Genomic DNA, 20,767 nt, shown 5'->3' with positions numbered 1-20,767 from the left:
TTAATGCACCAGGGGATGAACAAAGCCGGATAATTAGAAAGGCATGTGATAGGAGGGAGGTATGCTTATGGATATGTATTATATAATCCTTGTATTGTCGGCATTTATATTTTCGTTGTTTGCCCAGTTCAAGGTAACAAGTATATTTAGAAAATACAGCGATATGCCCAACAACCGGTATATGACAGGAGCACAGGCCTCTAGAATGCTCCTTGATCGTCACGGTCTTTACGATGTTGGTGTGGAACCTGTCCCAGGAGAGCTGACCGACCATTACGACCCCAGGACCAAGACAGTAAGGCTGTCAGAGAGTGTATATTACAGCACGTCTCTGGCAGCCCTCGGGGTTGCCGCCCATGAAACAGGACATGCAGTCCAGCATGCAGCAGGGTATATGCCGCTGGTACTAAGGAGCAGCCTTGTGCCTGTTGCAAACATAGGCTCGGCAGTGGGACCGTATCTTGCTATGTTTGGACTGATGCTTAACATGCCGTATCTGTTACAGCTCGGGATCATTCTTTTTATTGGAGCTGTAGCCTTTTACCTCATAACGCTTCCGGTTGAGTTCAATGCCAGCAAGAGGGCTATACAAATGCTGAAGGGTGAATATGTATTGAATTATGCTGAAGTACAGCCGGTAAAGATAGTGCTGGGAGCCGCGGCAATGACATATGTTGCATCTGCCGCAGTAGCAATGGCAAACCTTATTAGGCTGGTGCTTCTGGCAGGAAGCCGGGATGAGGAGGCATAAAATATATTGATGCATACAAAATATATATGGTATGGTTCATAAACAAAACGGAAGGAGGTGTACTTCATGCAGTACAAGGATTACTACAGCATCTTAGGACTTGATAAAAATGCTTCCCAGGAGGATATAAAAAAGGCCTACAGGAAGCTTGCAAAAAAATATCACCCTGATACCAATCCCGGAAACAAGCAGGCAGAGGAAAAATTTAAGGATGTCAACGAGGCATACGAGGTCTTGAGTGACCCTGAGAAGAGAAAAAAATACGATAATTTCGGTAATGAATACAATTTCCAGAACGGCTATGATTTTGACCCGTCACAGTTCGGGTTTGGAAAGAATGTGAAGTATGAGTTCAGGACAGGCGGGGGAATGGATCACAGCGACTTCTTCAATATGTTTTTTGGAGGAGGAGGCTTTGGCTTTGACAGCTTTTTTGACCATGCAGGTGTAAATAACAGGAGCAGACGGTCTTCATATCATGGGGAAGATATTGAGGCGGAATTGGAAATCATTCCCGAGGAAGGTTTTCAAGGAGTGGAAAAAAGGATATCTATCAGGGGACAGGGTGGAACAAAAAGCCTTTCGTTTAAAATCCCCAAGGGTGTGAGAGACGGAGAAAGGGTAAGACTTCAAGGGCAAGGAGAGGCAGGCTTTAATGGAGGACAAAACGGAGATTTATTTCTTACCCTCAGGATAAAGCCCAGTGAACGCTTTACTCTTGAGGGTAACGATTTGACAATGACAGTGAATATAATGCCGTGGGATGCTGCCCTGGGCAGCGAAACAGCGGTTGATACCATAGATGGCAGGATTTTAGTAAAGATACCGGCAGGAATACAAACCGACAGCAAAATACGTGTTTCAGGAAAAGGGTATGTGGACAGAACAGGCAGAAGAGGAGATCTATACCTCAAAATACGGATTGTAAACCCAAGCCATCTGACCAACGAAATGAAGGAGCTTTATGAAAAGCTCAGGCAGGCATCAAGGGTCAGGGCTATGTAAAAGAATAGGAGGGAGTAAGCCATGAATATAGATAAATTCACAGAAAAAGCCCAGGCTGCGGTTTCAGCAGCTCAGGACATAGCAGTTAGAATGGGACACCAGCAGGTGGACGGAGAGCACATCCACCTTGCACTGGCAGCCCAGGAGGACGGCCTTATTCCAAAGCTCTTAGGATATATGGGGCAGGATGTCCAGCTATATATAAAGGATATTGAGATAGAGCTTGAAAAGCTACCAAAGGTATACGGTGGCGGAGCCTCAAGCCTGTATGCCACAAGGCGCTTCAACGAAGTCCTGATCCATGCGGAGGATGAGGCGAAGCGGTTCAAGGATGAGTATACAAGCGTGGAGCATATTTATATGGCGCTGCTGAAGGAAAAGAATACTCCTTCACAGACCATATTCATACGTTTTGGGATTACACTGGAGAAATTTATGGCGGCTCTTGGCAAGGTACGGAGCAACCAGAGAATTACATCAAAAAACCCGGAAGAAACCTATGATGCTTTAAAAAGGTTCGGACGTGACCTGGTGGAGCTTGCAAAAAGCGGAAAGCTTGACCCTGTTATCGGCAGGGATGCTGAAATCCGGCGGGCCATAAGGATACTCTCCAGAAGAACCAAGAACAACCCTGTATTGATTGGCGAACCGGGTGTCGGAAAGACTGCCGTAGTGGAGGGACTTGCTCAGAGGATATTGAAGGGGGATGTCCCCGAGGGCTTAAAGGATAAGACTATTTTCGCCCTTGACATGGGTGCACTGATTGCAGGGGCGAAATACAGGGGTGAATTTGAAGAAAGGCTTAAGGCTGTACTCAATGATGTCAACAAGTCAAATGGGCGGATCATTTTATTTATAGATGAGCTTCACAACATTGTGGGAGCAGGAAAAGCGGAAGGGGCAATGGATGCAGGAAATATATTAAAGCCTATGCTGGCCAGAGGAGAGCTTCACTGCATAGGTGCAACCACGCTGGATGAATACAGGAAGTATATCGAAAAGGATGCAGCCCTTGAGAGAAGGTTCCAGCCCATTGTGGTGGATCAGCCCACAGTAGAGGACACCATTTCCATATTAAGAGGCCTTAAGGAGCGCTTTGAAATCCATCATGGAGTCAGAATTACCGACAGCGCCATCATTGCATGCAGTGTGTTGTCAAACAGGTATATCAGCGACCGCTTCCTTCCCGACAAGGCCATTGATTTGATGGACGAAGCTGCGGCTATGATAAGGACTGAAATTGACAGCATGCCCACTGAACTGGACGAAATACAGAGGCGAATCATGCAGCTGGAAATTGAGCGACAGGCGCTTAAAAAGGAAGAAGACGAAGCTTCAAGGGAAAGACTTTCAACCCTGGAGAAGGAAATTTCATCCCTGAAGGAAAAATCTGACGGCATGAAAGCACAATGGGAGATGGAAAAAGAGAATATAAAAAGAGAGAAGGAATTAAAGGAGCAGATTGAGGAGGTAAAAAGGCAGATAGAAGAAGCAGAAAGGTCCTACGACCTTGACAAGCTGGCAGTCTTGAAGCACGGAAGGCTTCCTGAACTCCAGAGGAGCCTTGAGGAGGAAAAACAGCGTAAGAAATCGAACGAAGGTGTACTGCTGAAGGAAGAGGTTACCGAGGAGGAAATTGCTGAAATTGTTTCACGATGGACAGGGATACCTGTAACAAGACTGGTGGAGAATGAACGGGATAAGCTTTTAAACCTTGAAGAACTTCTGCACAAGCGTGTGGTAGGTCAGGACGAAGCGGTTACAGCAGTAAGCAATGCAGTAATTCGTGCAAGGTCGGGCTTGAAGGACCCGAGAAAGCCTATAGGCTCCTTCATATTCCTTGGCCCCACCGGAGTAGGTAAAACCGAGCTTGCCAAGGCACTGTCCCAGGCCCTCTTTGACAGCGATGAGAATGTAGTGCGAATTGATATGTCGGAGTATATGGAAAAGCATGCGGTTGCAAGGCTTATTGGTGCACCACCTGGTTATGTAGGGTATGAAGAGGGAGGACAGCTAACCGAGGCTGTAAGGAGAAAGCCCTACTGTGTGATTCTCTTTGATGAAATCGAAAAAGCACATCCTGAAGTATTCAATGTGCTTCTTCAATTACTGGACGATGGCCGGCTTACCGACAGCCAGGGCAGGACGGTGGATTTCAAGAATACGGTTGTCATCATGACCTCCAACATAGGAAGCCAGCACCTATTGAATGCTATAGGAGCAGATGGAGAAATTGATGAAAACACAAGAGAGTATGTACTGGGAGAATTGAACAGGCACTTCAAGCCTGAGTTTTTAAACCGTGTAGATGAGGTTGTGCTGTTCAAGCCCTTAAGAAAGGCAGAAATTGTTAAGATTATCGACCTGGCCTTGGCGGACATCCAAAGAAGGCTGGATGACAGGCGCATAGGGCTTAAGGTATCGGAGGCAGCAAAGCAGTACATGGCTCAAAATGCATATAATCCTGTGTTTGGTGCAAGACCTGTAAAACGGTACATGCAGAAATTCATTGAAACCGAGATAGGTAAAAGGATTATAAATGGCGAGGTAAGTGAGGGTAAAAATATTCATATAGACGTTTTGGACAATACGCTGAAAATCCATATAGATTAAGGCTTTCAGGAAAAATATTAAAAATTTTAAAAAAAATTTGAGCAGCCTTGACAGTAAATTTGAGATTTTATATCATATTATTAGCACTCTAATTGAGTGAGTGCTAAGTGATGCTTTAATATTCTATCATTGACTAAGCTTATCAGCGGGGTCTAAAACGCTATTAACCTTAAAAGTGTGAAATAGTAAGGCATTTTTTGTATCCTGGCAGGGGAGGTGGTTCCAATGTTTTAGGTAAGCACTATAAAAACTAAAGATGATTAGAAAATTAAAGCATTATTGATTGGTTTGTTGAAATCTATGTAGTGTACGGAAGGAGATGATTATCATGTTAAGAAAAGTGATATTTATATCCACTATGTGTTTCATTCTCATATTCAATTCTGTACAGGCTTTTGCCCAGGATATTCCTAATGGTATAGAACCAAGGAAGCTTACTGCGACTCTTGAAGAGGAGCATCCAGGCAGCTTTTTGGATCTTTTGCCTGACGGTACTGGAGGAAAGCTTTCCGGTCCGCTCTTTGAAGGAGCCAGAACCAGTATACCCTATAAAAAGAAATATACGCTTGAATTTTATAACGTAGGTGCTTTAAAAGGTGAGCAATACTCTGAGGCCACATTAAAGATTGAGACCATTGCAACAGGCAACGGCAAAATCAGTACAAAGGAGCTCAGCCCGAAGCTTCAGCCCCCGCTTATTCAGAAGGATGCTGAAACACGTCCTGACTTTAAGGCAAAGGAATACAAGCTAAAGTTCAGCGGCGGTCCTTATGGGAGGTTTACTTACAAGGAGGGGGACACCGAAATAAGGATGTCCATGTCAAATAACGGGAAAAATATTGTGTTTGATGTTCCAGGGTACTCAACAAAGCCGTTGGCTTTGGAGGATCAAAAAGCCTTTGAGGCATGGGTGGAGACTGTTGGAAAGCCGGCTGCTGCAAAGCAGAAAATACTTGGTATGATAAACGAGTATAAATATACTGTTCCTATAGCAGGAGCTATATTATTGCTTGCAGGGGTGGCAGTAGCTGCGTTTGTTATATGGAAATATGGAAAAGGCAAGCTTATGCCCCATTAAATACCGTAAGCCCATTCATACGATAGATAAAAAAATATATATTCTTTCGGTATATAAATGCCGGCATTTATGTGGTCAACCCGTCTGTCATATCTAAAATGCCTGATAAAAGGATTTTGTCCTTTGAAGAGGATGTGATTCCAAGGCTTGTTGAAAATAATTTCAACGTGGCGCTTTATAAAAGCGGGCACTACTTTATTGATATAAACTCAATAGAAAATTACATAAAGGTTCATAGGGATATGCTGAGCGGCCTGTATAAAATACCAGGACTTACACTCTCACAAGATATCATAATAAAAGGTGTCAACAGCAGGATACACCCCGATGCAAGAATTACAGGCCCTGTCTATATCGGCAATAATGTTGAGATTGGGCCCATAGGACCGGATACCGTTATTGGAAGCAAGGTGCGTATCAATATGGGCAGCCGGATCATAGGAAGCATTATATGGGACAATGTTATGGTAGAGCGGGACTCCAGAATTATCAATACCATTGTTACCTCAAATGCCAGAGTAGATAAAAGATATAAATATAAGAATGTCATATTTACAGGTCATGATTTGAAAGATATCGCCATTTAAACATATGAAAATCAATTAATTAATAAACAGCAAAAGAGGTGTTTATATGCTTTATCCGTATAAAATGATGCCCGTATACAAGGACTACATATGGGGAGGACATAATCTAAGAAAGCTGGGTAAATCCATACCGGATGGACAGGTGGCAGAAAGCTGGGAGTTGTCGGGCATATCAGGAAGTGAAAGTAAAATAGCCAACGGTCCGCTAAAAGGACAAGTTCTGACAGAGGTAATAAGAAGATACGGCAGGCTGGTGCTTGGAGATAAGTTCGCATCGGAAAAAATTAATGCAGGGCTGCCGGTGCTATTAAAGTTTATTGATGCAAACGACAGGCTTTCCATCCAGGTTCATCCTGATGATGAATATGCTGTAGAATGTGAGCATGGCAAAATGGGGAAAACCGAAATGTGGTACATCATAGATGCAAAACCGGAGGCTTCTGTTTTCCATGGCTTTTCTGAAGGCTATGATAAAGGCAGGATTCGTGACTGTATTCTAAAGTACAAGCATGGAGGCTTGTATAGAGAGGTCAAGGTAAAAAAGGGTGACGTGGTTTTTGTTCCAGCAGGCACGGTACATGCCTTAAATGATGGGCTGGTGGTAGCTGAAATACAACAGCACTCAGACCTGACCTACAGGCTGTTCGATTATGACAGGACGGATGCCGCCGGAAAGAAAAGACCGCTCCATATAAACAAGGCTCTTGATGTACTTGACTATAAAAACCGCAAGGCTTTGTACAAGGGCCTTACGGTATGCTATGACAAAATAGTGACAAAGTATTTAGCCTTAAGCGAATATTTCTGTGTCAGACAGCTTGAGGGTAATGGTACACCGGTAGAATTGTTTGCAGAGGGTTCCTTTTCAGCCTTCATGTTTATAACCGGTGAAGCAGAAATAATGTATGATACTGAAAAATTACACGTTGATGCGCTGGAAACAGTCTTTATTCCCGCATATATGGGAAGCTATAAAATTGATGGTGAATTTTCTGCACTTCAGATTTTCATACCAGACTCTGTGATGGATGTATATGCCTCTTTAATGGAGGAGGGCTTCTCTAGTGAAGAAATATTTAATTGCATAGCAGGGGCAGAAAACCTTTGTGTACCATTGAAAACAGCGGTTTGAAAAGAAAAGCTCAAAATAAAAACTACTGATAAAATTGGAGGGGTTTATTCATGATTACTTTATTAGATGCTATGGAACGGAAGGAAAGTGCAAAAAGAATCAGGAAACTGGGGTATGTTCCTTGCAGCATTTACGGATCGGGAGTCGACCGCAACATGGATATCCAGATTGAGGATAAGGAAATAAACAGGTTCTTGAAAAGCCATTCTATAGGTGCAAAAGCTAAGGTGAAAATTAATGCCAGCGAGCTGCCATGTGTCATAAAGAGCATACAGTATGAGCCAATAAGCAGCAAGCCTATGCATATCGAGTTTTATGCTTCCTCAGAGGATAAGCTTGTAAAAGTAAAAGTACCTTTTAAGTTTAAAGGAAAGGAGCAGCTATTCAGTAACAAGCTTGTTTTGAATATTCTCGAGGATGAAATTGAAATTCAAGGGGTATTGAAGGATCTGCCTGAATTTGTTGAGATAAATGTTTCATTAATGAAGGACGGCAGTGTAATTACGATGGAGGATATCGCCCTGCCTGAAGGCATAAGGCTTCTGTCCAGAAAGGATGAGGTAGTGGTACGGGCATCAGAGGCCTCTCAACCTACCCTGCCTGTTCAGAACGAGTTTGTCGTCTAATTGCGTTAAGTGTTGATTATACAATCATCTGAGCACTATGATAAAAAACGGAAGCAGGAGCGCTGCAAGCATCAGAATCAGGATGCCTGCAGCACCTGCCTTGTTTTTACTTTCCCAGGCATACCTGGCATAGCTGAACGTATATATATTAGGGCAAATAACAAGCAGCATAATTAAGATTTTCATTATTCCTTCCCCTCCGATGTGACGATTTCAGAGCTTTTTAAAAGACCGCCGGTTCTCCTTATTTTAAATTTGACTTTTGTAGAAACCTTTGCTTCCTTAAAATGCTTGTTCCAGTGATATGCCTCCCATTCCTCTATGGTCCAAAAATGTCTAACTGCTGTCCGCCCGAAAAAGAAGGTATCGCAGTTCAAGGCCTGGCATTTTGATATGACCTCATCCAGACTCTTCTTGAGATGGTTTCCCACAGCTTTTTCCAAGAGAGGCAGCATGTCAGGCTTTTCATAATTAATCCGACTTTGTATGGCGAGAATATCTCCCTCTGTATCAAGGGCAAGGGAAATAAGCGGAACAGCTCCTTCAAAGCTGACCTTTATTTGCGGTTTGCGTGAAAGCTGAAGCTCAATGGGGATGATAAGCTCTGGAGCCTTAGGGTCCTGTATTGTAAATATACCCCTTTGAAAGTCACCCCTTGCAAGCAGCATCATCCGTGTGTCATGACCATCCAGCTTGCCAACCATCCTGTCGCCGTCAAAAAGAGCGCTTCCCAAAAACTCAATGGAATTTCCGCCTTTTCTGGGGACTTCTCCGGCAAAATACCGTCCTGTTAGATTGAATTTGCTTCCCCATTTTTCTCCATTCTGCTGAAAATTGGCAGGGTCATGCAGCCCGCCCAATGTTACAACCGGCTGGCGATAGGTGGACTTTACGGCATTGTAGAAATCATTCAGCGTTACATGGGGGAAATAGCTGGTATTCTCCGCTTCAAAGGTTAAATCCTCAATTGCGGCAATGGGACTTCCACCCAGATAAGGCTCTGTCTTTTCCACAAAATCCTGGGCAGAGCCTTGTGAAACCACCACATCCAGCGTTCGCCTGATTTCACGGAAACGAATTAAAGGAGCAATATACTCGCCCACCAGGCCGCTTTGTGCGAGGTCCTCAGAAATAACCAGCAGCTTGGCATGCGCAAATTCAAGCTTTTGCGGCACATTTGTGTTTAACAGGTTTACTCCTCCGTAAAAGGAAGGAGCATCGATAGTGACGGATTTGCTTTCAGCAGGCTGAGCCCCTCCACTGCCGCTGCTATCCTTGCTGCAGCTATGAGTAGCGATTTTTAAGGTTAAGCGCCATTTGTCCTTTACGCCCCTGTCTATACCGATAAATTGAACATATGCAGTATCGGTTACCTCCCGTGCATCATAACAGGAGGTTAAAAGAGCAGCGAAAAGAATAAAAATGAGCAGCAATCCTGTTTTTTTCATTGGCATATATTCCTCCCTTTTTTTCGTATGCTTGCTGCCAGCAAAGTGATGGCAGGAGGGATATAGAAGAAAAGCCATCCGTATTCCCTTAAAAACTGAACCATAATGTCGGTGACCTGTGTTATACTCATGGGAAGCATGCATAATACAAGCAATATGATGGCAAAGGGAATTATAAGAGGCCTTTTATCATCAAGCCGGAACACATGAGAGTATACAACCAGGGATAAGTAAAAAAGGACTGCCACCGAGATAATTGTACTTATATTCCAGATGAAAAAGAAAACAGGCTCAATCCTTTGAATGAAATTCCCATATTCAATGAGTGAGGCCATAAGGTATATGGGTGCAGTAATTTCCTGGCCGGTATAATAGGGGAACACCAGTGAAAATGCAAGCAGGGCGGAGGATACAATCAGTCCTGATAAAGCAAGACCGATATATGCCGCTCGTTTGGCATGCCTTGCACCTTGGAGGGAGTTGACCATTATTCCGATAATGATGATTTCACCATAGGCAGAGCTTCTTCGCAATCCATGGGTAATTGTATCCCGTAGCCCATGCCCCAGTATGGGGAAAAGGCGGTGCGGCTCATACAGGGGTATGGCGAGGATTAAAACAATAACAAATCCGGCCAGCAATATATAAGCTATAAGCTTCGAAAAACGTGCGAGGGTTTCCAGACCCAGAAAAGCCAGCACCGAAGCAACGGATATAAACAAAATAAGCAAATAGCTTGGAGGGCTTGCCGGAAGCACATATACCTTCAACACATCAATAAACTCCCGCAGGTTTGCTATTGCGGTAACAAACAGAATGGCAAACAGCAGTAATGAAAAAAGCACACCTATTGGTTTGCCAAGGATGGCTTCATATATATCCAACAGGTTTTTTCCCGGAAAGCGCTTCAACAAAGTACAAAGCAGAGCAAGGGCTATAAAAGCTCCCCCCATAGAAACCAGGGTCATATACCAGCCTGCGGTTCCGGCCACGACAGCTACCAGAGAAGGGCTTGAGAAAAACACCTTTGCAGTAATGGTAATGGTTAACAGCCATACAGCTTCATGTACACCGAACTTTCCATCCTTTATCATTGGTCATCTCCCCCTTTCTCCTTGGTCCACTCCATTGCGTTATTCCCTGCTCTTTTCCTGTTAGGGGTGTTAAAGCCATCGGAACGCATTTTTTGTCTGAATATGGGGTGGCGGATGATGACGTCCGGATTTATTTTAACCCTTGGGGCGACAGGAGTTAAAAAAGGGACTCCAAAGGATTTCATATGGCAAGCAATCGCAGCAACTAGGATAAAGGCAAGGGAAATACCGTAAAATCCTGCAATTCCTCCGGCGAAAATAAAGAAGAAACGCAGAATCCTTATGGATATAGCCATGGAGAAATTGGGCATGGTGAAGCTGCCAAGTCCCGTAAGCGCCACTATAACAATGAGGAGAGGGCTTGCCAATCCCGCAGCCACCGCTACCTGCCCTAATATGAGAGCGCCCAGAATACTAAGCGTTTGACCGATAACACCGGGTATGCGTACACCGCCTTCACGAATCAACTCAAAGGAAATTTCCATTAATATAAGCTCAATAATTGTAGGAAATGGGACATTTTCACGCATTCGGGCTATGGATTCCAGCAGGGGTGTAGGAATCATTTCATGGTGATACAATGCCAACGCCACGTACATGCCCGGTATCATCAGCGCTGAAAGAACACCAACAAGCCGGATCATGCGCAGAAATGTGCCGTATTCCCAGCGCAGCATGGAATCCTCCGAGGAATGGAATAACCTGAAAAAGGACATGGGTACGGCTATGGCAAAGGGGTCGCCCTCGGTAATGATTACAACCTGTCCTTCGGCAAGGAAGGAGGATGCTCTGTCCGGCCTTTCTGTTGTCACAACCTGGGGAAAAAGCATGAAGGGATTATCCTCAATAAGCTGCTCAAGCATCCCGTTGCCTTCAATAAAATCTATATTGATGCCTTTTATTCTACGCCGGACCTCCCTGACAATTTTGGGGTTCGTTACACCCTCAATGTAAAGGATTGCACAGTTGATTTTGTTCAGCTTGCCGACAGGAATAACCTCTGTGATAAGCTTTTCATTCTTGATTATCCTTCGCAGCAGTGTCAAATTTGTGCGCAGATTTTCCGTGAAGCCCTCCTGGGAGCCCCTGACCACCTGCTCGGTAATAGGCCTGTCGATGCCGCGTTTTTCAAAGCCGCGGGTTTCAATCATCAAGGCCTCGGGACATCCGTCAACAAAAAGTATGGATAGTCCATTGAGGGCTTGTATCTTTGTAATATTAAAATCTGCAGTTTTTGTTAATTGAGTAATGGACAGGACATCTTCCATGATATAATCCAATGGGCAATCTCCGCTGAAGCCAGCCAAGCATTCGGGGTTCATTAGCTGGGGCAGCACAAATTGATTGATAGAGGTTTTATCTACCATTCCATCGATGAAAACAATAAATGCTTTCAGCTTTCTGGCGATGCGGAACTCACGAATCACTATATCCTGGTTTTTTGGCATGCTAAAGCTCTGACGGATGTATTCCTTGTTCACATTTAGGTCAGTGGAAATGATATTTTGTCTCATGTTTGAAGTTGGTATCTTTCCACCTTGATTGTTTTTTTGTTTGTTCCATTGCTCAACTTTTATAGGTTGCTTAACCGTGGCCCCCTTTTTTGATTTTTCCTGATTAGATGGATTCCCGGTATTCACACCGTATTTTTCAGAAGGTACTTCTTCGGTATCGGACTTCTCGAATTCATCCTCAAGAAGTTCAAATCCACCTTCTGTGTCAACAGGTCTCCTATATGTAAACAGCTTTCTGATATTGGTTAACAGATTTCTCAATGTAATCCCCTCCGTTCCTTGTAAAATTATTGACTGATTTTATGTCATGTATACCGAGAAAAATACTTGCTGATTGAGAATTACACTTTTATAAAATTATTTCTTGAAATTGAAATTTTCTTATTTTAAAATTATTATGAATGCCTATGGTGGCAGACTAGGACCGCTGCATTAACAAGCCTATCTGTCAGTATGGCATTCACAGCTTTTGACAATTTTAATGTACAGTTTTGTTTGAAGGTGTTGAACAGAGGATGAAATGTGAGGAGTATAATGATTTAATACATAAATTGTGCACAATTTCACAAAAATACGGATATAGCCCTGAAGGTGCTTTGAATGCAGTATTAGTCATGCAAAAGGAAAATGAAGGCATGCATGATAATAAAATGTTTTTTACCATAATTTGCAGCTGTGCCATTGCCCATGGGGTGCTTCAGAAGAAGTTTGATTTTTTGTACGAAATATACGGTCTTTTGCTGGAGTGCGGACTACTTCATGAAATTGAGTCGGCTAATAATTTCAAGGTGTTTTACTCAGAAAACGGAGAGGGAAAAAAGCAAAAAACGTTCATGGCACTGAAGAGATACATAGAGTTTTTACAGGAGCTTCACAACATTGGAGTGGAATATTCCATTTGCTAAAGCTGTAAAGAATAAAATTCTCTCAAAGGGAAAAAATAGGCATGAATAATATATTTGGGAGTGATGATATGAGTCTTGTGCCATGGAATCCATTCAGGGAAATGGATAATTTCAGCAAGGATATAAGCAGCTTGATTGATTTTTCACCCTTCAGATTTTTTGGTGGGATGAACTCGCCGAGAGTTGATGTATTCCAGACGGATACTGATGTAGTGGTTAAGGCGGAAATCCCCGGAATAACCAAGGAGGATTTGAATGTATATGTTGACGAAAACTCCATAAGGTTGTCGGGACAATCTAAACGAGACAATGAATACAAGGATGAAAACATTTATAGAACGGAAAGGTACTACGGGAGCTTCTCCAGGACGATACCTTTACCTGTGGAAATAAAATCGGAGCAGGCAAAAGCGGAATATAAAGACGGTATTTTGTCCATAACTGTTCCAAAGGTAGAGCAGGCTAAGGCAAAAGGTAAAAAGATAGATATCCAGTAAGGTTCTCAAGATAGCAAGTCCTACATTATAGAAAACATGCAAGACTTGCTATTCCTGTTTAACGGATTTCCAAATCAATCTGTTCATGGTATTTCTTATATACCTGCACTATTTGTTCTATATTGTGATTTAAGGCTTCAACAACATCAGGGTCAAAACTTTTTCCACTTTCTTTGTCAATAATCTGCAGGGTAGTTTCTATATCATAGGCATTCTTGTACACCCTCTTGGAAGTCACAGCATCAAAAACATCAGCTATTGCAACAATTCGGGCAGGAAGAGGAATGCTGTCGCCAGACAAACCGTAAGGGTAGCCTTTGCCATTGTACTTTTCATGATGTCCTTCAGCGATTTGAATGGCAAAATCAAAAAAATGCTTTCCTTTCCTTAATAGATTACTACTGGATTTTCTTAATATTTCAGCACCGATCACCGTATGCTTTTTCATAACCTCGAATTCTTCGGGAGTATACTTTGCCGGCTTCAGGAGAATCCCGTCTGCAATGCCTGCTTTGCCAATATCATGAAGGGGACTGAACTTGAAAATATTCTCAATAAAGTGCTTATCAATAATGTTTGCATATTTTTCTTTTGAAGCCAATGCTTGAGCAATAATTTTTGAATAGCTTTGCATGCGTTCAAGATGAAAGCCGGTATCGCTGTCTTTAGCCTCTACAAGCTTGGCTAAGCCTGTTACAGAGGACAATATCAAGTCATCTACAAGAAGGTTTCGTTCAAGAATTATTGCCATGTTACTGCTGATGATTTTTGCCATCGCCGCATGACTTTCGTTGTACCGGTTCTTCCTCCTGCAAGAGAACAATAATACCCCGATACATATGCTGTTGACGACTAAAGGACATGCCAGGCTTGACATTATCCCCTCACTCACCATCAGTTTGGTTGGAGCCGATTTTGGATGAAGTTTCAAATACTCTTTATAATCGTTTATAATCCTATGCTTTTTCATTTTTACAATTGTATTGAGAGAAGTTTTGCATAATTTTTCAGAGTATCCTTCGTCCAAAACGGGAGAATGGTTTGTACGAACCTCATAGGCATATATGGAACCATCGCTTTCTAAAAGGGTTATTCCAATCCTGTCAAAGGGTATATACTTTCTGAATGTGTCAAAGACATATGTCAACGCTTCGCTAATTGAAATACCTGTGTTTAGCTGCTCGTAAAGGCTAATAATTTGATTTAAAAATTGACTCATGACAACTGCTCCTTTGTAAAAAACAAAAAACGATTCCTTCAAAGTATAATTATATCAAAAACATGCACTTGGTAAAATAATACTATTTTACTAATTACATAGGAAAATAGGATGACAGCCCTATTGGGAAAGTATAATAAGAATAAAATTGCTAGGTTGGATTTTCATCCTCTTCGTCCTCAATCGCTCTAATAATTCTTATCAGTCTTTTAATAGATTCTGGAGAAAGATCTTTAACCTGTTTGAACATTATTTTCAAATCGCTTCTTTGGGAAAGCTTTTCAAAAAACTCAAGAAGAGACGGATCGTTTTGGATAGCCTCCAGTATTTTTAAACGGGAAAATTCAGCTTGAATAGCTTCTGTTTCACAATCTGGCTCGTAGAACCATGACAGGGGTTTGTTGAATTTTTCAGATATCTTTTGAAGCACCTTGTCAGATGCTTTACGAAGACCCTTCTCAACTCTGTAAAGACTTTGAGGGGTGACTATTCTGTCAATAGCCTCGACAAACTCTTCGCGCGATAGATTTCCTCTTATACCACGTATCTTGGCTCCTATTCTTTTGGCTAGAACCTGGTCTTCACATTTACTCATTTTGCAACCTCAATCATTTTGATTTCAGCTTTATTATATACCCTTTTGGAATAAGTATACAAACTAATTAAAGCAGAAAACAAAGATTTTATACCATAAAAGCTTAAAATAATGAAGCATATCTTTAAAAATCGTCAAGTTGCTTAATGAGCAAATATTAAAATGCAATCACAAAGCCTTAACGGCTAAAAGCTTAGGGATTACCATAAAGCAGCCATTCAACGGAAACATTGAGTGCGTTGGCAAGAGCGACTACTTCATAATCTGCTACAAACCTATCACCTGACTCGATTTTTGTTATGGACACCCTATCTATATGATAACCCAGTACGTCAAGCCTGGCGGACAAATCCTGCTGGGATATTTGAGGATTGGACTTCAAACGGGCTTCTCGCACTCGTTTGCCTATTATGTTTTTAGAGCCATTATGCCAATAAATTTTCATTTTCCTACCGCCTTGTTGTTCTAAAGTAGAACTTTTATATATTGATTATACAGGGATAATTAATTATAATTGTTCTAAAGAGTTACATTAACTATATAGGTTGGCAAACAGAATAGAAGATTTTTGGAGTGGAAAGGAGCTGTGAGAATAAAATTTATGAAAAAAGAACTACTTTTCGATATTGAGAAGCCACGGTATGCTAACACCCAATGCATCGGAGAGGGCAACCAGCTCAATATCGGTAACAGGGCGTGTTTGAGCCTCTATTTTGGAGATTGTTGTTTTTTCAAGCTCCACGCCTCTCACTGCAAGCCTGGCTAGCAGGTCGGACTGGGTGATCTTGGGCTTTGCATTCTCCCTGGCTTGCTTGACCCTTGGGCCTATTAAATTGCGGATTGCTTTATTTACCGGGTCTGTAATCAAAATTTAACCGCTCCTGCTTTCAAAATAATTAACTTGATTATAAAGCAAGTACTACGGTAAAATTTGCTTAATGAGCAAGTGTGGTAAATTTTAAATTGAGCAGGTCAATGGGTTGATATGCCGGATAGACAATGTAGCAGGGAGTATATCAAATAATGGTTTAGGCAAACTGCAAATGATGAAACTTAGAAGGTGATTTGATGTTGGAAATATTAAAGAGAATCGAGGCTTTGCGTGAAGAACTCCATAATGCAATAGATAAGGGAAATGCAGATGAGATTTTACAAAAAAGCAGGGAGCTTGATGAAGAAATACTTAAGCTGATAAACTCTGGTTCGTTATTGAAAAACAAGCCTTCGGATTATCAATCAAAGTTTGGCGAAAGTTTATGAATGCAAGTATCTCTGCTTTGGTTGCTTTATGCATGAGATACAGTTTATAAAAAAAGCGGAGGAAGGAGGAGCAATATGGAAAGCTATAAGTTAGCCGAGGCATATATAGAGCAAATCCATAAGAATCCTGTAGCGACTACTCTTTGGACAGCAGCAGCCGTTTTGTCAATCGCAGCAATTGTCATATACATCAAGTGGAAAGAACGAAAGAAAAACTAAAAGGAAGGTACTGGTAATACTTTCCCGAATATGTAATCTTCAATTACAATTCATGCTTGCCGCCTGTACAGACGCACAACGGATTGAAACTACAGGGAGAATGGTTGAAGGGTGCCTATGGCAGGTGACAATAAAGAAAATGAGTCTCATCCTGAACTTGATGAAGGCTCATTTTCTATGTGCAGCTACAGACAGGTTATTCAAAGAGTGATTCTTTCACGGCTTGTGATAGGCTTTTTATGACAAGCTCATAGGAATGGTCTATCATCCATGCCATCTCGTTGTCCGGCACCGAGCCGTCAATAACAACCGTATTCCAGTGCTTCTTATTAAGATGATAGCCAGCGGTGACTGCAGGGTACCTCTGTCTTAAATCCTCCGCGACAAAGGGGTCGCACTTTAATGATAAATTAATCCTGTTTTCCCTTCCTGAAACAAGGGCGAACATTTTTGAACCCACCTTTATAACAAGAACATCGGGACCAAACGGAAAATCCTCCGTAGCTCCCGGCTTTGACAGGCAGTATTCCTTTACTGCTTTTGAATCCAAATATAATTCCACCTCTCCATACACTGCATTATTCACTGCGGTGAATCATTATAGCTCGCCATGCTTTCAGCTATCTTATAAAAATCATCCGCTTCAGTTTCCATTGTATCATACTGCATGTCCATTCCAATAATGTAATTCTCCTTGGGAGCATCAAAAATAATATGCTTCAGCTCATGGAGGAAGGTTTTTTGTTTTGTGCCGTGGGGCAGTATCGAATTTATAAACACATGGTAAATCCCCTTGCGGCTTATGTACACGGCCCCCCAGAGATCAGGCTTGAAAGCAATCTCATGAAGCCTGATTCCGTGGGCGCGCAAAAGCTCATCAAAATCACATTCAGGATCATACAAGGACCTTATAAGTTTGTAGCTTTCATCAGGCAGCATCATAGCGTGAATCCTCCTCTGACCTACACCTCGGACCCTCCCGATTCCTCATCCTCGATGGCCTTTATTACCCGGATAAGCCTTCTGATTGATTCGGGGGAAAGGTCTTTCACTTGTTTGAACATAAGCTTCAGATCCTCACGTCCTACCATGCTTTCCCAAAATCCAATCAATTCAGGATCGGTCTGAAGCGCATCCATGATCTTGAGCCTTGCCATTTCGTTATGAATCTGAAGCTTGAAGCTTTCACTCGTATCGTCATCGTCATAAAACCACGAAAGCGGTTTGCCGTACTTCTCTCCTATTTTTGCAAGAACCTTGTCGGACGCCCTCCTCAAACCGGCTTCGATCCTGTAAAGGCTTTGGGCGGTGATGATGTTTTCAATACCGGCGACAAAGTCCTCCCTTGAAAGCTGACCCCTCAATTCACGGACTTTTTCACCTTGCCTTGCAGCCAGTTCGTTTCCGTTTGCAACGGTCATTTTTAAGTCTCCAATCCATATGCAGGTAAATAGCATATTTTCCACACTTATTATATACCAATATGGCATAACAACACAATATGCCTATATGGCATAAAAATAAAAAGTATTTCCAAAATACTGTAAAATATACGTTGAAAACAGAAGAAATTTAAACCTAAATGGTATATATGGCAGAAAAGAGACTTTGTATTATGCCAAGCCGCTGGAATAAAATCTATACCAAGGAGGTGAAATAATTATGCCAATTAGGAAGGAAGTTGGACAAAACATAAGAAAGGAAAGGGATAGAAAGCGGATGTCCCAGGAAGAGCTTGCCGGATTGGCAGGAACAACGCAGGAGTACATCAGCAGGATTGAAAACGGGACAAGGAATCCAAGCATGGACCTCCTGTACAATATCGCAGGGGCTTTGAAGTGTCCTGTGAAGAGGCTGGTAGGTTGAGGGGAAGGGAGGGAAACACCCATGACGGTAGGCTATGCTTCAAAACCAGATACACCAGAGACTGGAACAGAACTTTCAACAGAGATTGCTTATGATGAGGCAAGGCTCCTGTACTGGCTCAGGCAAAGAAACCTTGGAGAGTATGTCATTACTACCACAAGGGTTGCCTGGGATGAGTTCAAAAGCAAGCTGGTGCAAAAAGACGGACGACTTATCTATCCAGGCACAGGAGAGGCCGTTGACGGAGTAACCTTGGCCGCATGCCCGGCCGAACATCTACACCCTGATGAAAAGGAGGTGAACTAAATGCAAAGGCAATTTTTCAGGCTTCTTCCTGAACAGCTAATATTACAAATCCTCATGTTCGGACTTGCATGCGCAGCCCACGGCTGGCAGATGCATAAGGAATACGAACAGTCAATGAGAAAGGCCGGCTCCACCCGCCAAGATGAAAGCCAGCCCGTCCATTAGGAAAATACTTTTCCACCAACATTATACCATGAAGTTTTCTGAAAAGGTTACTAAATAATCGGAAGGAAGGATTAATTTGAAGCTTATATATATTTGCAGTCCGTACCGGGGAGATACCGAATCCAATGCCGCCAAGGCCAGAGGCTACTGCAGGTTTGCCTGTAGAGAGGGAGTGGTACCCATTGCTCCGCACCTGATATACCCTCAGTTCCTGGATGATGACATCCCGGAAGAAAGGGAAACAGCGATGCACCTTGGGACGGAGCTCTTAAAGCGCTGCGATGAGCTGTGGGTGTTCGGAGACAGGATCAGCGAGGGTATGAAGGCTGAGCTTGAAGCTGCAGAGAAGAGCGGAATAAAAATCAGGTATTTCAAGGAAAGAGGAGGAGAAATCCATGAGGATATGGCTTGAACTGACACAGGAGGAAGGAGAAAAGCTGTTTGAGGCAGTCAAAGGCTTTTCAGTGGACAGGATGCAGACTGCGGTTATGACTGCGCCTGCCGAAAAGGCAGAGAAAAAGAGTAAACAGGACAGCGGTAAAGCAGTAAAGGATGAAAAAACAGAAAAGATAGAAAAACCAGAAGACGAGCCTAAAGTCACCAAGGAAATGATAAGGGCGGTGCTCATTGAGAAAAAACTCCAGGACAAGGTTTTAAAAGACCTTTTTACCAAGTACGGAGCCAGCAACCTTTCAGGAGTGAAGGAGGAGGACTACCCGGCATTCATGAAGGATGCGGAGGCGGTGTAAATGGGAGAGCATGCTAAACTAAGCGCATCAGCCTCCCACCGTTGGATGGAATGTACTCCTTGTGTTGAACTTGAGGCCTCCTTCCCTGAAGCTAACAGTGTATATGCGGATGAAGGCTCTGCAGCACACGCTTTATCGGAATACAAGCTCAAAAGGCTTCTGAAAATCAAGTCAGGCAAAAAGCCAGTAAGCCAGTATGATTCACAGGAGCTTGAGGACTATACCGACCAGTATGTTACCTTTGCTTGTGAGTGTATAGCTGAAGCCAGAGCAAGGACAAAGGATGCCGTTATCCTGATTGAGCAGAGGGTTGATTTCAGCAGGTTTGTACCGGAGGGCTTTGGAACTGCAGACCTGGTGATTGTGGCTGATGGAATTATGGATATATGCGACCTTAAGTATGGACGCGGTGTGCCGGTATCCGCAGAACACAATCCGCAGATGCAGCTGTATGCCCTGGGTGCATACGGATTGTTTGAGGAGATATACGAGATCGAAAGAGTGCGCATGACTATATTCCAGCCAAGGCTTGACAATGTTTCCACCTACGAAATGACTGTAGATGAGCTTATGTCCTGGGCGGAAAATGAACTTAAACCCAAAGCTGAAATGGCGTCAAGGGGTGAAGGGGAGTTTAAGCCTGGAGAGCACTGCCGGTTCTGCAGAGCCAAGGCTGTCTGCAGGGCAAGAGCCAAGGCTAACCTTGAGCTTGCAAAGTATGATTTTGCAGACCCTGAACTTTTGTCGGATGAGGAAATGGGTGAAATTCTCGCCAAGGCGGAGCAGCTGCAGGCATGGGTGTCGGACCTATGGGAATACGCACAGGCAGAGGCAATCGCAGGAAGGAAGAAGTGGCCCGGCTTCAAGGTTGTGGCTGGACGGTCCAACAGAAGGTACAGCGATGAGGAAAAGGCGGCGGAAGTACTGTTGGTGAATGGCTACACCGAGAAGCAGATATTCAACAAAAAGCTGCTGGGGATAGGAGACATGGAAAAGCTGACCGGGAAGAAGCGGTTTGAAGAGCTATTGAAGGATTATATTGAAAAGCCCGCAGGGAAGCCTGCACTTGTTTCTGAGACGGATAAGCGCCAGGAATGGAACCGTGCGGCAGCTGATTTTGATTAATAAAAATTATGGA

General features: G+C 43.0%; 28 protein-coding genes. 17 read left to right on the top strand and 11 right to left on the bottom strand.

Annotated features, from left to right (window positions below):
• The first annotated feature begins 67 nt into the window (after nt 1-67).
• The 7 genes from ACECE_RS0204690 to ACECE_RS0204660 all read left to right on the top strand — a co-directional run bounded on the left by ACECE_RS0204690 (nt 68) and on the right by ACECE_RS0204660 (nt 7,792).
• Complete coding sequence (locus ACECE_RS0204690) at nt 68-751, top strand: zinc metallopeptidase (protein WP_010244747.1); 684 nt, start codon at nt 68-70, stop codon at nt 749-751.
• A gap of 66 nt (nt 752-817) precedes the next feature.
• Nucleotides 818-1,756, top strand: coding sequence for a DnaJ C-terminal domain-containing protein (locus ACECE_RS0204685; RefSeq protein ID WP_010244744.1), 939 nt, complete (start codon nt 818-820; stop codon nt 1,754-1,756).
• 21 nt (nt 1,757-1,777) lie between these two features.
• Nucleotides 1,778-4,369, top strand: a complete 2,592-nt coding sequence (clpB, locus tag ACECE_RS0204680) for an ATP-dependent chaperone ClpB (protein ID WP_010244741.1) — start codon at nt 1,778-1,780, stop codon at nt 4,367-4,369.
• 328 nt (nt 4,370-4,697) lie between these two features.
• A complete protein-coding gene (locus tag ACECE_RS0204675; RefSeq protein ID WP_010244739.1) occupies nt 4,698-5,447 on the top strand; it encodes a hypothetical protein in 750 nt (249 codons plus the stop codon).
• A 98-nt stretch (nt 5,448-5,545) separates the two neighbouring features.
• Nucleotides 5,546-6,034 (top strand): GlgC family sugar phosphate nucleotidyltransferase, encoded by a 489-nt coding sequence (locus ACECE_RS26620; protein ID WP_050753696.1) that lies wholly within the window; start codon nt 5,546-5,548, stop codon nt 6,032-6,034.
• 46 nt (nt 6,035-6,080) lie between these two features.
• Nucleotides 6,081-7,166 carry a type I phosphomannose isomerase catalytic subunit gene (locus ACECE_RS0204665; protein ID WP_010244733.1) on the top strand — a complete coding sequence of 362 codons (1,086 nt, stop codon included), beginning with the start codon at nt 6,081-6,083 and terminating at the stop codon, nt 7,164-7,166.
• 50 nt (nt 7,167-7,216) lie between these two features.
• Nucleotides 7,217-7,792, top strand: coding sequence for a 50S ribosomal protein L25 (locus ACECE_RS0204660; protein ID WP_010244729.1), 576 nt, complete (start codon nt 7,217-7,219; stop codon nt 7,790-7,792).
• A 24-nt stretch (nt 7,793-7,816) separates the two neighbouring features.
• On the opposite strand, the gene ACECE_RS30965 is transcribed toward ACECE_RS0204660, so the two are convergent.
• The 4 genes from ACECE_RS30965 to ACECE_RS0204640 are packed head-to-tail and all read right to left on the bottom strand — an operon-like array spanning nt 7,817 to nt 12,109.
• On the bottom strand, nt 7,817-7,978 hold the full coding sequence (locus ACECE_RS30965; RefSeq protein ID WP_154673420.1) for a hypothetical protein: 162 nt from the start codon (nt 7,976-7,978) through the stop codon (nt 7,817-7,819).
• Nucleotides 7,978-9,240: a Ger(x)C family spore germination protein gene (locus tag ACECE_RS0204650; RefSeq protein WP_010244725.1), complete on the bottom strand. Its 1,263-nt coding sequence runs from the start codon at nt 9,238-9,240 to the stop codon at nt 7,978-7,980. Before ACECE_RS0204650 ends, ACECE_RS30965 begins: the two co-directional genes overlap by 1 nt.
• Nucleotides 9,237-10,334 carry a GerAB/ArcD/ProY family transporter gene (locus ACECE_RS0204645; protein ID WP_010244723.1) on the bottom strand — a complete coding sequence of 366 codons (1,098 nt, stop codon included), beginning with the start codon at nt 10,332-10,334 and terminating at the stop codon, nt 9,237-9,239. Before ACECE_RS0204645 ends, ACECE_RS0204650 begins: the two co-directional genes overlap by 4 nt.
• Nucleotides 10,331-12,109 (bottom strand): spore germination protein, encoded by a 1,779-nt coding sequence (locus tag ACECE_RS0204640; protein ID WP_010244720.1) that lies wholly within the window; start codon nt 12,107-12,109, stop codon nt 10,331-10,333. The genes ACECE_RS0204645 and ACECE_RS0204640 overlap by 4 nt, the downstream gene beginning before the upstream one ends.
• 230 nt (nt 12,110-12,339) lie before the next feature.
• Here ACECE_RS0204640 and ACECE_RS0204635 point away from each other — a divergent pair, with 230 nt between their 5' ends.
• Both ACECE_RS0204635 and ACECE_RS0204630 read left to right on the top strand, forming a co-directional pair.
• Nucleotides 12,340-12,753: a hypothetical protein gene (locus tag ACECE_RS0204635; protein WP_162862482.1), complete on the top strand. Its 414-nt coding sequence runs from the start codon at nt 12,340-12,342 to the stop codon at nt 12,751-12,753.
• A 41-nt stretch (nt 12,754-12,794) separates the two neighbouring features.
• Nucleotides 12,795-13,250, top strand: a complete 456-nt coding sequence (locus ACECE_RS0204630; protein ID WP_010244715.1) for an Hsp20/alpha crystallin family protein — start codon at nt 12,795-12,797, stop codon at nt 13,248-13,250.
• A 58-nt stretch (nt 13,251-13,308) separates the two neighbouring features.
• On the opposite strand, the gene ACECE_RS29060 is transcribed toward ACECE_RS0204630, so the two are convergent.
• From ACECE_RS29060 to ACECE_RS0204610, 4 genes are all read right to left on the bottom strand, one after another.
• Complete coding sequence (locus tag ACECE_RS29060) at nt 13,309-14,469, bottom strand: HD domain-containing phosphohydrolase (RefSeq protein ID WP_010244713.1); 1,161 nt, start codon at nt 14,467-14,469, stop codon at nt 13,309-13,311.
• Between the two features lie 151 nt (nt 14,470-14,620).
• Nucleotides 14,621-15,064, bottom strand: coding sequence for a helix-turn-helix transcriptional regulator (locus ACECE_RS26610; protein ID WP_010244710.1), 444 nt, complete (start codon nt 15,062-15,064; stop codon nt 14,621-14,623).
• A 193-nt stretch (nt 15,065-15,257) separates the two neighbouring features.
• Entirely contained in the window at nt 15,258-15,446 is a 189-nt protein-coding gene (locus tag ACECE_RS0204615) for a helix-turn-helix domain-containing protein (protein WP_328285604.1), read from the bottom strand.
• Nucleotides 15,447-15,677: 231 nt separating this feature from the next.
• Nucleotides 15,678-15,932, bottom strand: a complete 255-nt coding sequence (locus ACECE_RS0204610) for a helix-turn-helix domain-containing protein (RefSeq protein ID WP_010244704.1) — start codon at nt 15,930-15,932, stop codon at nt 15,678-15,680.
• A 200-nt stretch (nt 15,933-16,132) separates the two neighbouring features.
• On the opposite strand from ACECE_RS0204610, the gene ACECE_RS0204605 reads away from it, so the two are divergent.
• Nucleotides 16,133-16,324: an aspartyl-phosphate phosphatase Spo0E family protein gene (locus tag ACECE_RS0204605; RefSeq protein ID WP_010244702.1), complete on the top strand. Its 192-nt coding sequence runs from the start codon at nt 16,133-16,135 to the stop codon at nt 16,322-16,324.
• Between the two features lie 75 nt (nt 16,325-16,399).
• Nucleotides 16,400-16,543, top strand: coding sequence for a hypothetical protein (locus ACECE_RS30960; RefSeq protein WP_154673421.1), 144 nt, complete (start codon nt 16,400-16,402; stop codon nt 16,541-16,543).
• 196 nt (nt 16,544-16,739) lie between these two features.
• Here the strand turns inward: ACECE_RS30960 and ACECE_RS0204595 are convergent, their stop codons facing one another.
• Genes ACECE_RS0204595 through ACECE_RS29055 form a run of 3 tightly spaced genes read right to left on the bottom strand, consistent with a single transcriptional unit; the run spans nt 16,740 to nt 17,964 of the window.
• Entirely contained in the window at nt 16,740-17,093 is a 354-nt protein-coding gene (locus tag ACECE_RS0204595; RefSeq protein ID WP_010244700.1) for an MmcQ/YjbR family DNA-binding protein, read from the bottom strand.
• A gap of 32 nt (nt 17,094-17,125) precedes the next feature.
• A complete protein-coding gene (locus ACECE_RS26605; RefSeq protein ID WP_010244697.1) occupies nt 17,126-17,485 on the bottom strand; it encodes an ImmA/IrrE family metallo-endopeptidase in 360 nt (119 codons plus the stop codon).
• A gap of 20 nt (nt 17,486-17,505) precedes the next feature.
• Nucleotides 17,506-17,964 (bottom strand): helix-turn-helix transcriptional regulator, encoded by a 459-nt coding sequence (locus ACECE_RS29055; protein ID WP_010244694.1) that lies wholly within the window; start codon nt 17,962-17,964, stop codon nt 17,506-17,508.
• 241 nt (nt 17,965-18,205) lie between these two features.
• Here ACECE_RS29055 and ACECE_RS0204580 point away from each other — a divergent pair, with 241 nt between their 5' ends.
• The 6 genes from ACECE_RS0204580 to ACECE_RS0204555 all read left to right on the top strand — a co-directional run bounded on the left by ACECE_RS0204580 (nt 18,206) and on the right by ACECE_RS0204555 (nt 20,754).
• On the top strand, nt 18,206-18,409 hold the full coding sequence (locus ACECE_RS0204580; RefSeq protein WP_010244691.1) for a helix-turn-helix domain-containing protein: 204 nt from the start codon (nt 18,206-18,208) through the stop codon (nt 18,407-18,409).
• Between the two features lie 21 nt (nt 18,410-18,430).
• Nucleotides 18,431-18,715 carry a hypothetical protein gene (locus tag ACECE_RS0204575; RefSeq protein ID WP_010244688.1) on the top strand — a complete coding sequence of 95 codons (285 nt, stop codon included), beginning with the start codon at nt 18,431-18,433 and terminating at the stop codon, nt 18,713-18,715.
• Nucleotides 18,716-18,880 carry a hypothetical protein gene (locus ACECE_RS30955; protein WP_154673422.1) on the top strand — a complete coding sequence of 55 codons (165 nt, stop codon included), beginning with the start codon at nt 18,716-18,718 and terminating at the stop codon, nt 18,878-18,880. It begins immediately after the preceding gene.
• Between the two features lie 76 nt (nt 18,881-18,956).
• A complete protein-coding gene (locus tag ACECE_RS0204565; RefSeq protein WP_010244684.1) occupies nt 18,957-19,292 on the top strand; it encodes a DUF7768 domain-containing protein in 336 nt (111 codons plus the stop codon).
• Nucleotides 19,276-19,629 (top strand): hypothetical protein, encoded by a 354-nt coding sequence (locus ACECE_RS29050; RefSeq protein ID WP_010244682.1) that lies wholly within the window; start codon nt 19,276-19,278, stop codon nt 19,627-19,629. The genes ACECE_RS0204565 and ACECE_RS29050 overlap by 17 nt, the downstream gene beginning before the upstream one ends.
• Nucleotides 19,630-20,754: a DUF2800 domain-containing protein gene (locus ACECE_RS0204555; protein ID WP_010244678.1), complete on the top strand. Its 1,125-nt coding sequence runs from the start codon at nt 19,630-19,632 to the stop codon at nt 20,752-20,754.
• The last annotated feature ends 13 nt before the right edge of the window (nt 20,755-20,767 follow it).

This window comes from Acetivibrio cellulolyticus CD2, assembly GCF_000179595.2.
Classification (GTDB): domain Bacteria; phylum Bacillota; class Clostridia; order Acetivibrionales; family Acetivibrionaceae; genus Acetivibrio; species Acetivibrio cellulolyticus.
This window is presented reverse-complemented; position numbering and strand designations above follow the sequence as displayed.